Annotated in this window: 5 protein-coding genes and 1 pseudogene; 2 read left to right on the top strand and 4 right to left on the bottom strand. The window is 64.4% G+C overall.

Annotated elements, in window-relative coordinates; translation table 11 throughout:
* On the top strand, window positions 1-240 hold a 240-nt coding region (locus ACE3TU_RS02005; RefSeq protein WP_374619551.1), incomplete at its 5' end, for a helix-turn-helix transcriptional regulator.
* Window positions 241-631: 391 nt separating this feature from the next.
* On the opposite strand, the pseudogene ACE3TU_RS02000 reads toward ACE3TU_RS02005, so the two are convergent.
* The 3 genes and pseudogenes from ACE3TU_RS02000 to ACE3TU_RS01990 all read right to left on the bottom strand — a co-directional run.
* A pseudogene (locus tag ACE3TU_RS02000) lies at window positions 632-916 on the bottom strand (DDE-type integrase/transposase/recombinase); the annotation flags it as partial.
* A 99-nt stretch (window positions 917-1015) separates the two neighbouring features.
* Window positions 1016-4342: an AAA family ATPase gene (locus tag ACE3TU_RS01995; RefSeq protein WP_374619549.1), complete on the bottom strand. Its 3327-nt coding sequence runs from the start codon at window positions 4340-4342 to the stop codon at window positions 1016-1018.
* A 714-nt stretch (window positions 4343-5056) separates the two neighbouring features.
* The gene (locus ACE3TU_RS01990) at window positions 5057-5731 is read right to left on the bottom strand and encodes a Crp/Fnr family transcriptional regulator (RefSeq protein ID WP_374619546.1); all 675 of its coding nucleotides are present in this window, start codon (window positions 5729-5731) and stop codon (window positions 5057-5059) included.
* Between the two features lie 108 nt (window positions 5732-5839).
* Here ACE3TU_RS01990 and ACE3TU_RS01985 point away from each other — a divergent pair, with 108 nt between their 5' ends.
* A complete protein-coding gene (locus ACE3TU_RS01985; protein ID WP_374619543.1) occupies window positions 5840-6472 on the top strand; it encodes a helix-turn-helix transcriptional regulator in 633 nt (210 codons plus the stop codon).
* Between the two features lie 96 nt (window positions 6473-6568).
* On the opposite strand, the gene ACE3TU_RS01980 is transcribed toward ACE3TU_RS01985, so the two are convergent.
* Complete coding sequence (locus ACE3TU_RS01980; protein WP_374619540.1) at window positions 6569-11674, bottom strand: RecQ family ATP-dependent DNA helicase; 5106 nt, start codon at window positions 11672-11674, stop codon at window positions 6569-6571.
* Between the last annotated feature and the right edge of the window lie 134 nt (window positions 11675-11808).

Below are 11808 nucleotides of genomic sequence, written 5' to 3'. Positions count from 1 at the left end.
GACCCATCGGCCACGCTGGAACTGCTGGGCCTCACCCCCGCGGAAGCGCGCCTGGCATCGGAGGTCGGGAACGGGCTGTCGCCGAAGCAGGCCGCGACCAGGCTGGGCATCACCACGAACACGGCGCGATCGACGCTGCAGGTCATCTACGAAAAGCTGGGCATCGGAAAGCAGAGCGAACTGGCCCGGATCGTCACCAGACTCGAGGTATTCGGCAGACCACCCCCCGCAACTCGATAGACCGCGAGCATGGCGTGCTAAGCCGGGATCTCGCTCGCCCTAAGGCAAGGCAAAGCTCACCACCATCGCGACGGTCGGTCGGCCGTAATATTCTGAATATGTTGAGGAAGCTTGGTAGCGGAGGAGGGATTTGAACCCCCGACACACGGATTATGATTTAGCTTGGGATCCGTCCCATGTCGACGCAATTGGCGTCATTCCGCAGCGCTAAGTGGTGGCAAGTGCTCGCAATTTTTGCGCCTCGAGTGAAGCGTACGGTTCCAATGCGTTGCATCCTAGCGCGAGCGAATTTGCACCCTGTTGTTACCCACAGCCTCAGTCAGTCGTCCATACGGGTGCAGACATTGTCGAGTGACCAATGTAGGTCGGGGTGACGTTGCGTAGCGACTTAGTGCCAGTCGATGCGCTGCCGGTCGGCGAAGCCAAGGATGGCGTTCGAGGTGAACTCGGTGCCGTTGTCACTGACGATCATTCTGGGCCGACCTCGGTTGGCGATCAGTGCCTCGAGCTCCCGCGCCACCCTCAGGCCCGACAGCGACGTATCTGCAACCAAGGCCAGGCACTCGCGGGTGCAGTCATCGACCACCGTGAGCACCCGGAAGCGGCGACCGTCGGTGAGCTCATCGGAGACGAAGTCCAGCGACCACCGGTCATTGGGCTGCATCGGGATCGTGAGCAATCGCGCCGGCCCATTGCGTATTCTGTCGATGAACTGCTGCATCTCGCGAAGACGCCAGATGCTGGGGAGGCTCTCGTTTGCCAGCTCAAGGCGATGTCAAGTGACGTGCTTCGCGTTGACCACGGCCGGACGCAGTTGTGCGATGAGGTTCTTCGCATGGACGAGCTCGGGCAACGAATGGCCCTCTGTGAACCAGTCATAGACGGGGGCCACCACATGCAACGCGGCAGCATTCCTGCCCTGAGACCGCAGCAAGTCAGCGTGTGCCACTGCCGCGCGCAATTCCCACCATTTCGCTTCCATCGCACGGGCCTGCCGAATGGCCCTCTGGTATTCGAGCTCTGCGCTCGGGTCGTCTCCGTAGACAAGACGGTGCAGGTCGCCCTTGACGCGAATTGCCTCAGGCAGAAACAGCAATTCACCGCTGCTCTCTGCAGATTCGATGCCGGTTTCGATCGCGGCCCATGCGTCGTCCCGTCGGTCCAGGCGCGCGAGCAACTGCGCCAGGAGCGTGTAGTGCAGGCAGTTGGAGATTCGGGCGCCGATGCTTGCCCAGTCTGCCATTGCCTTCTGCATGATGTCGCAGCCGGTCCGAAGGTCTCCGACATGGGCTATCGCCACGCCATAGAATACCTCGGCTTCGACTTGCCGGATGAAGATCCTGTTTTCCTTGCTGTAGTCGATGCCCTGCTTCGCGAACGATAGCGTCGCCGCCCAGTCGCTGCGAAGACTGGCGACGAGCGCGGAGTGGGCCAGAACGGTGGCAATGGTTACGGGGTCCTTCGCCCGCAATGCGGCCGCGATTGCCGTGTCTTGAGAGGTGACGGCACGATCGGGATACCCCAGGATCTGCGAGATGAACCCGTCGAAGTCCTTGGAGAACACGCCGGCGTTCATTCCGTAGCGGTGGTGTAGAGCCGGTTCGCGCAACTCCTGGTAGAGCGACCAGCTCGTCTCTGCCTTCGCCAGCGCGGGCTGCAACTTGCCTACGAAGAAGTCATCGATCGACAAAGTCATAGAAGCGGCAAGGAGCGCCTCTCGGTCGGGAGTGTGCAACGACATCTCCTCGGCGAGTGGGCTGCTCTTGTCGTATTCCGCGCGCATCAGATAGTAGAGCCAGAGCCCGCTGATTGTCGCGTGTCGCTCGGGAAACTCACCTACTGTCGCCGACAACTCCAGCGCCCGCCCGAAGGCGGCACCGACTTCAGGCGGTGTGTAGCCTTGCTGGCTCCCCAGGGCTGTCCCCAGTCCATGCTGCAGCTGCAGCTCAACCGTATCGCGTTGCATTCCCGGGGGTAAGCGCGGAATGAGCTCCAGGCCGTGACGAAAATGCGCTATGGCTTCCTCGTTTTCGAAGCGTGCGGCGCTGCGCTTCCCGGCCCTTAGCCAGCAATCCACGGCTTTGTCGACCACACCGGCCAGCGAATGGTGATGGGCCAGGAGTTCAGGGCTGCTGGCGGCGCGCTCGGGAAAGCTTCGTTCGATCGCGTCGGCGATCTTGCCATGCACAATGGCTCGTCTTGCGGTCGGCAGGGACTCATACGCGGCGTCGCGCAGCAGGCTATGGTGGAAGCGATAGGTCGACTCTGCCGAGCCCCTCGTGTGCACGAGGATCCGGGCATCGAGGGCGTCAATCAAGTCATAGGTCGGGTCAACGGCATCCGATATGGCGTCAAGCAGCTCGGCGTCAAACGTGGCGCCGATGCAGGCGCCCAGCTGCAAAGTCGCCCTGGCGTGGGCGATCGGTTCAAGGCGCGCCAGCAGGCTGTCCTGAAGCGTCGCCGGTATGGCACCAAGGTTGCGCTCGCGCCCGAGCAAAACGGCTCGGGTAATTTCTTCGGCAAAGAGGGGTACCCCGTCTGCACGTCGAACGATTTCGGTCTGCAGGTCCGCGTCAAGCCATCCAGGTCCGGCAATGTGCTGGACGAGTTGCGCGGTGTGCGAAGCATCAAGTCGCTCGATGATGAGCAAGTCACCATCTGCCCCCTGCCATTTCGGACGGTATTCCGGCCGCGATGTCGCAAGCAGCAGAATCGATTCCTTTCGGCACCGCGCCGCGAGCAGCCCCAGCAGTTCCTCCGTGGTAGGGTCGATCCAGTGAAGGTCCTCGAAGATCAGGATCGAGCCCGACCGCCGGGAAGCAGCACAGAGATAGCTGACCAGGCTTTCCAGGAGGATATCCTTGTGGCGCTCGGCTGACACGTTCAGCTCTTCGCCCGTTGCAATGGAGAGCATCCCGGCGATCACCTGAAGCGCCGTCGCATCGGTCTGGCCGACCCCCGCCAAAATGGCTCGGAGCTTCTCGAGACGACTCAGCTCGTCGTCATCCTGCCGAATGCCGCTCGCGGCCGTGAGGTGTTCGATCACGGGATAGAGAGCTGAAGTGCGGTGAAGGGGTGAAGCCTCGAAGCGCGGCAGCGGCCGGCTAACCTTGATACGATCCTCGAAGGCGTGAAGCAGCCGGCTCTTGCCGATGCCAGCCTCGCCCGACATGAGGACGACCTGCCCCTCGCCCGACGTCGCCTTTTCACAGTAGTCCAGGAGGGACTGCAGTTCGGCGCCTCTTCCCAACAAGACCGAAACGCCGGTACTCGCGGCCCTAGCAGCAAAACGCCCCGTGACATTCGCAACGCCATCCACACGAAAGGCGGCAATGGGGTGCGCGACCCCCTTGAGTGGACGTGGTCCGAGGTCAGTGAGCAGGAACGTTCCGCCCACGAGTCCGCGGGTCGTCGGCCCGATAACGACTTGCCCCGGCTCAGCCAGCGTCAGCAGCCGCGCTGCCAGGTTGGGGGCCTCGCCCACCGCCAGGCCCTGTTCTTCGACCTTGCCTCCGCCTACGGTGACCGTGCCAGTTGCGATCCCCGCGCGCAGTTGCATAGGCGGATCCACGGGAAGCGTCCCGACGCCGGCCCTCAACGCCAGAGCGACGTGGACGGCACTCACCGCGCCATTTTCCTGCGCACGCGGCCAGCCGAAATAGCAGAGCACGCCATCGCCCAGTGTCTGAGCGACATGCCCGCCATATTGCTCCGTGACCTGACGGACAAAGCGGCGAAAGCGTTCAAGCTGGGCCCGCAGTATCTCCGAATCCAGTTCTTGTGAGCGTTTCGTCCAGTCCACCAGATCGGCAAATAGTACAGTGAGTTGGCGCCGCTCCTGATCCAGCAGCAGGGCGTCGTGCTGCATGGCCCCGAGTTCTGCGGCGGCGGCGAGGAAACTCCTTCGCGCCCCAACGGTCAGTCCAAGCGCGACAAGGTCGCTTTCAGTCAAGAGACTGGCGTTCTTCAGGCTGACGTCGTTCGCCTCGAGGATCTCCCGATACCTGGCAAGCCCGGCATGGTTCAGCCAGTTGCGAAACGCACCGGCCTGTGTACTGCCCGATGCCGGGCTGTGTGCGGATAGATCTTCTTCCTCGCTCATTTCCGGGGCTGTCGATTGGAGTTCGGAGGGCGGAAAGGACTTTGCCGTCGCAACTATTACGTATCTTGTCGGCCGTCGCCACCACCAATTCCATCAAGGAGGCCGGTATTCCGCCTGTTGTGTGCGTCACAATGCGCCGCTCCTTTGCCTAAAGTGCAAGAAGAGGGGAATGCTAGGCTCTGGTCGGTGCCGAAGGGAGGATGCGGATGACAGTGTTTGGCTTGGGGCGCCGCCGCCTCCCGTTCTCTTCTTCAAGCTTCGGTTCGGACGATCGGGTGGTTCTCACTGCGTGGGTCCATCGACGGCGATAGCAGGGTGGCGACCTTGTCTGCCGGCCAGGCGATCAGAACAACGGTCTACGTGCGGTTCGCAGGGACGAGATCTCCGGTGTAGCGGGTTGCTGCATGTCCGCGGACGTTCGGTAGATGCGACGGCCTTTGTCAGTCAGGAGTTTGCCGTTCTGGCCGCGCCGCCGTTTTCGCCTCCTTTGGCCGCCGGCCGGACGCATAGAAGTGTACTCGCCCTCGACCCGTTTCTCGCGAAGGCCATGAAGCGCTAGCCGGGGATGGACGAGGCGCGGCGGCTACTGGCCAACTATCTAGCGCTCGAGCCCTCGGTCACGCTCAAGCCCATCCACGACGGGCAGCCGAACCGGGACCCGAGGCGCACCGAGGCAACCGAGACGGGCCTGCGCTTGGCGGGGATGCCGGAAGGCTAGAGTGCCCTGAGCGCATCCGGCTTCAGCAGCACGATACGTCGCTCTTCGATCAACACCAGACCGTCCTTCTCCCAGCGACGCAGGCAGCGATTGACCGTCTCCCGGCTCGCACCGGCCAGACTGGCCAGTGTGGACTGGGCGTCGCTCAGCCTCAACGGTCCCCCCGCAGGTGCGGCCTTGGCGCGGGCAAGGACAATCTTGGCAAGTCGCGCCGGGAGGTCGAAGAACGCAAGGTCCGCCATGCGCTCGTCGGAGCGACGCAGGCGAGCGCAAACCAGCTTCAGCACCCCCTCGGCCAACGACCAGTTCGACCTGAGCATCTCCATCAGGTGCTCGCGCTCGAAGGCCATCACGGTACAGTTCGTGGCGGCGGTCGCGTCAGCAGAGCGCGCACCACCATCAAGCATGGCGATCTCGCCAAACACTGCGCCCGGCTGCAACTCGGACAGAATGACGACCTTGCCGTCGGCCGAGGGGTAGGAGATGCGCACCTCGCCACTCTCGAGCAGCATCATCGAGGTGCCCGGCTCGCCCATTGAGAAGATCGGCTGACCGCTCTCATAGCGCCGGGACCTGCCCGCCTCGATGAATGCGAGCCGTTCCACCGGCCCGAGGAGGGGAAAGATGAAGGACGCCCGAAGGGCGGCGTCGATCCGAGCTGTATCCTTCAATGCTCCCCCCGCTTGGGTGTGACGTCGGTCACACGTGTCCGGCAGTTCCGAATGCTACTCCAAGTGCCATGGCGCGGCGAGAAGGCCGAGCACGAAACGGGTGGGACCATGGCGGCGGCTGACTCTATCGAACGAGAGGGCACCCACGCTGGACGCGACGAAGTCTATCTCGCGCTCCTTACCGAGTTCGGGCTGGGGGTCGTGGTGGTCCGCCAGGACCTCAGACCGCTCTTCATCAATGCCGTAGCGCAGGCACTGATGGGCGATGGCCTCGCCTTGGCGGGCGGTGTCCTTTGGCCGGCGGAAACCGCGCTCCGCAGCGCTCTGGCTGCTGCAGTCGACGGCGTGCTCGCTGAAGGCGCTACGCGGACCGTAACTGCGCCCATGGCTCTGCGGCGGCCTTCCGGGCGAAAGCCGTTGATCGTCCAGGCGTTCCGACTGAGCGCCATGCATGTTGGCGTGGCGGTAGAGGCTGCGGCTTTGCTGCTCATTATCGACCCCGCGCGCGGCAGGAAGGCAAACCCGCTCCGCTCACTGCAGCTCCTGGGCCTGACGCTTGCCGAAGCGCGCATCGCCGCTTTGGTCGGCTCGGGCCTGTCGCCGCGCGAGGCGGCGAAGGCTGCTGGCAACAGCGAGGGCACCGTTCGCAGCACGCTGAAGCAGGTCTACGACAAGCTCGACATCGGCAGGCAGAGCGAGCTTGCCAGGCTGGTCACCAGGTTGGAGGTGGTGGGACCGTGATGCCCCGGGCCGGCGCTGTAGCCGGAGCTCCGGTTTCGCGGCTTCAGCCTGGGAGCAGTCCGTAGGGCTGCGCTGCATGTCGATCCGCAGCAGGGCTCAGAGTGGCCCGAACACCAGCTCTGGAACCACCACCTCCCATTCGTCCCGTCGGATGCTGGTCTGGTACTCCTCCTTGTTGTCCGACTTGCGCCAGCGGACGATGGCGCCGACCTCGCCGCGGAGGAACTCGAGCCGTTCCGGAGGGGACCAGCTCTTGGCCATGCGCCCGAGCGGCCGCCCGTCCTCATCGTGCACAATCCAGCTCGGTCCCTCCCGCCCGATCCGGACCGGATCGCCGACCTTCGCCGCAGCGATCGCAGCCAGCGACGCGTGCCCCGCGCCGAGACGACCCGCCCAGGACAGATCGACCGTCTTGAGGTCCGGCACCTGGTACAGCGCAGTCGACAGTGTGTCTGCGGTGACGGACGGTACCGGACGACGCAGCACATGCTGGCCACCGGCCGGGACGAACGGATGTCGAGCGTTGGCGATGATGGCGAGACTCCGCCGCGCGCGCGTCATGGCGACATAGAATAAGCGGCGGGGCGCATCGGGGTCCTCGCCCTCGGACGGCCGGTCCCATCCGCCATTGAGGATGACGACGTCATCGAACTCAAGACCCTTGGCCCGGTGCGCGGTCAGAAGCAACAGCGCCCGCTGCTCGCTGCGGGTGTCCCTGGCCCACTCGCCGAACCATTCGACGACGTCCGGCACCGGCATGGCCTTGGTGTTGAGCTCGTGCGCCAGCGCAGCGATGCCTTCGGCGATGAGGTCCGTCCAGCGGTTCGAGGGGATCGCGTTCTTGAACTTCACCAGGTCGTGGATCGTGAGCAGTCGCGCCGGCTCATTGCGTATGCTGTCGATGAATTGTTGCATCTCGCGAAGGCGCCAGATGCTGGGGAGGCTCTCGTTTGCCAGTTCCACCGGAACACCGATCGTCTCGGCATAGGCTCGCACTGGGGCCAGCCGTCGCCAATCGCGGGCAATGATTGCGGCGCGCGACCAGGTCCACTCTGGATCGAGCCGCGACAGCCTGACCAGTTCGTCTACCGCCGCCCTTGCCTGCAGCACGTCGTGGGCGGGGCAGTCCAGAACGGTCACCCGTCCCTGCGACACTGGGTCGAGCGTCGTCAGCTCGCCACCCGCCGGCGACTTGCTGCGTTTGCGGTCGATAGCGATGTCGTGCTCGGCCTTCATGCGCGCCGCGGCCGGCGCAATAACCGCATTGGATGCTGCAATGATGTGCCCAGTCGAGCGGTAGTTCTCGATCAGGAACTCCGGCCGCGCCCGATAGTCGGTCTCGAACCGGCGGATGAACTGCATCGACGCGCCGGCAAACGCGTAGATGTTCTGGTCGTCGTCACCCACGGCAAACAGGCTGAGGCGAAGCTCCGGATCCTCCAGCGAGCGCCCGGCCACCGCTGAGATCAGCGTATACTCCTCCGGCCCGATGTCCTGGTACTCATCCACGAGGATCCTGCGATAGCCCTGGATCAGCGTCTCGCGCTGCGCCTCGGCCTCGGCCTTGCTCAGACCCTCGCCGTTCAACAGGCGTACGGCCTCCATCACGATGCCGTCGAAGTCGTGCCCCTCGCTTGCGGAACCGGCAAAACTCGCCCCGACCAATCTCATTGCCAGTGCGTGACAGGTTGAGACGGTCACCGCATTGGCGTCGTCCCCGACGAGGTGCCGAAGGCGAGCGCGGATTTCCGCTGCGGCATGCCGGTTGTAGGTGAGGACCAGGATGTCGCGCGGATCTTCGCGCCGGACGCGGATCAGATAGGCGATCCGGTGCACGAGGACGCGGGTCTTGCCCGAACCGGGGCCGGCGAGCACCAGTACGCTGGTCTGCTCGCGATCGTCGGAAACGATCTTCTGCTGCACCGGATTGTCCAGCGCCTCGACGATGGCCTTCCACGAGGCACCCGTTGTCTGCCGGCGGATCTCCATGCCCTTGCCGGGCATCCAGCGCCGCAGGAAGGCATCGCGCTCCAGCACGAAGTAATCCTCGGAGAGACGCACGGCCTCACTCAGCGCCAGCAGCCCGCGTTCGGCATAGGCCGCCATCACGTGGGTCTGCACCTTCTGTTCGCCGTAGTGCTCCTCGAGCGGGTCGAAGTCCTTCTGCGTGAACTGCCCACCGGCGGGGTTGAGGTGCACGGTCATGGCCGGCCGGAATACGGTTAGGCCCTTGCCCAGACTCACCACATGCTGCTCGTGCAGCCAGAGCAGAGCTCGCTCCAGCAACTTGGTCATGTCCTTGACACCGCTGCCGCGCAGCAATGCGTCGGAGTTCAGCACGCCGAGCATGTCACCGACTGTCGTTTCTACCTGGATGTCCTTGCCTCGAATGCCCTTGGGCACCTTCCCGAGAAGGTCGCCCAGCAAGAGTTCGGCGGCCTGCCGGCGCAGCACCGCCGTCTGGTCCAGCGTCTGCCATGGGCGCTGCAGTGTTACGAAGAGCGTGTTCTTCGAAGCCTTGCGAAGACGCAGGTTTCCGCGCCCGCCATCCTGGTCGCGTCCGTCGCGAGCCATGCCGCGTAGTAGCTGTTCGACGATGTCCGGGCGAACCCCGGCATGGCCGACATCGCGTAGGGTCTGGCAGGCGACCTGCAGGTTGAGGGGAATACCACCATCGTCCTCGGCGTCCGGCGCCGCCTCGCGCAGCAGGTCGATCAGGTCGGTCTCGAGCCGGGCCGCGAGTTCGAACCTCTGGCGAGACTGACCCTCGACCCCGACATGGACGAACGCCGTCACCGCCAGGTCGTTACGGGCGATACGCAGCGTTTCGAGGTCGGCGAGCGCCTTGTTGAGGGCTGCTGCCCCGAGGCCGCTGACACCAGTCAGCTCATCCGTACTGATGCCTTGGTCAATCGGTGCATTCATCAGGCGCCTGACAATGCTCCGCAACTGCTTCCGTCGCTCCTCGGTGATCCCGGCCGCGTTGGCAATGATTGCCTCAGCCTCGTCCATGCGGCGCACCAGGAGCGACGAGGGGAACACCTGTACCCGGTTCTCCTCGCGCGACAGGAGCGCTGCTTCCTCCAGCCAGGAGACGGCGGTCTTTACCCGCGTGTCGTCGGTAGCGCTTTCGCGTTCGAATTCGCGCTCCAGCTCGGCGCGCACGATCTCGCCGGACGTCGCAATAACCGTGCCGGTCTTGCGGGTACGCTCGTCCACTCGCCGCAGGGCCTTGAGAATGGCGCCGATCTCGTGGCGGGCGAGGCGCGAACGAGCCGACAGCGAGAACTGGCGCTCCACGTCCTCAGGCGAATAGAGCAGCACGCAGTCTGCGTGCTCGCGGTCGCGGCCGGCACGGCCCGCCTCCTGCAGGTAGTTCTCGAGCGACCCGGGAATATCGCCGTGCACCACCAGCCGGATATCCGGCTTGTCGATCCCCATGCCGAAGGCATTCGTGGCTGCAATGATCCGGAGTTCGCCGATGCGGAAGCGCTCCTGGATGCTGCGCTTCTCATCGGGCGACAATCCCGCATGAAAATGCTCCGCTGACAGTCCCTGCTGCTTCAAGAATGCAGCGACCCGCTCGGTGGCGCTGCGGGTGGCACAATAGACGATGGCCCCGGATACGCCATCCCGTGGCAGCTTGGACTCGATCACATCGAGTATGTCGGCCAGCTTGGTACCTCTATTGGTCTTGCGCACCTCGAAGGTGAGATTGGTGCGCACCGCCCCGCCATCGAGCAGCAGCAACTCGACCCCGAGCCGCGACTGGAAGTGCTCGCGGATGTCGCGCACCACCTCGGGCTTGGCGGTGGCGGTCAGGCACAGCACCGGAGCGGTCGGCTCATCGCCGGCGCTCTCCTTGATGAAGCGCGCGATGTAGCGATAGTCGGGGCGGAAATCGTGCCCCCACTTCGATACGCAGTGGGCTTCGTCAAGCACCCACAGCCCAATCTCGCGCTGCTTGAGCACCGACCGCACGGAATTGCTGCGAAGCTGCTCCGGTGAGATCAGCAGCATTGACGCGTCGCCCATACGCACCTTGTCGAGCGCGTCCTGCCGCTCGGGCATCGACAGCATGCCGTTGACGGTGACCGCCGACGCGATGCCGGCACGCGCCATGCCCTGCACCTGGTCTCCCATCAGCGCGACGAGCGGCGAGATCACCACGGTGAGCGCGCCGGTCTTGTCAAATCTCGACAGCGCCGGGATCTGGTAGCAGACGGACTTCCCGGTACCTGTTGGCAGGATGCCGAGGATGCTGGCGCCGCGCATCGCTTCATCGACGATTCGTTCCTGCAGCGGGCGGCCCATATCATCGACCGGTTGCGACCGGAAGCCATCGAAGCCGAACCAGCGGGACAGCGCGTGGATAGGATCGCTCTGTTCCCGGCACCAATCGCAATCGGGGCGATCGCAAGCGGCATCCCGCAACCGCCGAACGATGCGCGCCGCTTCGGGAAACTGCATCCTTACCCAGGGCGGCATCACCGAGTCGCCGCCCGCGACGAGGATCCAGGAGAGCGCATAGGCCATCGGCCAACCGTGCTGCGGGCTCGCAAGCCGGTCCAAGACCCGGTCAAGGCCGGACCTGCAGGTCCTTCCCCTCAGCAGCCGTGCGACCGCTTCCCGCGCTTCGGTCGCTCCCGGGGCTTTCGCGCCACGGACCTGCTGAAACACCGCTTCGAATCCGACCGAACCCTCCATGCGTGTGGCGAGATAGTGGTAGGCCGTGATCGCGTCGGGCTTGTCGATGTTCTGCTGCTGCAACGCTCCCAACTGATCCCGCAGCACCTCGAAGACTAGGCGGGCGTCCAGTTCCGGATCGTTGATGTGGCCCGCCTGCAGGCGGCCATCGTGATAGTGCTTTACCAGATGGTGGTAAGGGTTGCGCGTAAACGCCAGCGGGTTGAGCCACAGGGTGTCGATCGGCGATCCGAAGAGCGGCGCCAGGCGCGGCCGCATGGCGACCAGATGCGGCAGGTCGTGGCGAACGATGTTGTGGCCAAGCAAGAACGACGTCTCGGCCAGTTCCCGCTCGAGCCGATCGAGGGCGGCCGACGTGTAGCCCTTCCGGCCGACGATCGCGGGAGTGCCGTCGTTGCGGACCGCGGCAAACGCAAACACTGTGCCGGTCGCCGGGTTCACCTCCAGATCGATCGATACACAGCGCTGCAAAAAGGTCTGAAAACGCTCGAACATACTTTTTGGGCTGGACTCTTCGCGGCGCAGTTTCGGGCTACAATCGTTGGACGGGTCCGGAAAGGCAACGCCAGCCTGGCGACACTCCCCGCCACTGGCCCGACTATCGCGTCCGCACTGCAGCAGCGCTCCGA

This window comes from Devosia sp. (assembly GCF_041917035.1).
In the GTDB taxonomy this organism is placed as follows: domain Bacteria; phylum Pseudomonadota; class Alphaproteobacteria; order Rhizobiales; family Devosiaceae; genus Devosia_A.
The sequence above is the reverse complement of the archived record's forward strand: the minus strand, read 5'-3'. Positions and strand labels throughout refer to the sequence as shown.

Bases quoted from the DNA above. Each gene is read 5' to 3' on its own strand.
- ACE3TU_RS01995 (WP_374619549.1), bottom strand. From the start codon at position 4,342: ATGAGCGAGGAAGAAGATCTATCCGCACACAGCCCGGCATCGGGCAGT.
- ACE3TU_RS01980 (WP_374619540.1), bottom strand. From the start codon at position 11,674: ATGTTCGAGCGTTTTCAGACCTTTTTGCAGCGCTGTGTATCGATCGAT.
- ACE3TU_RS01985 (WP_374619543.1), top strand. From the start codon at position 5,840: ATGGCGGCGGCTGACTCTATCGAACGAGAGGGCACCCACGCTGGACGC.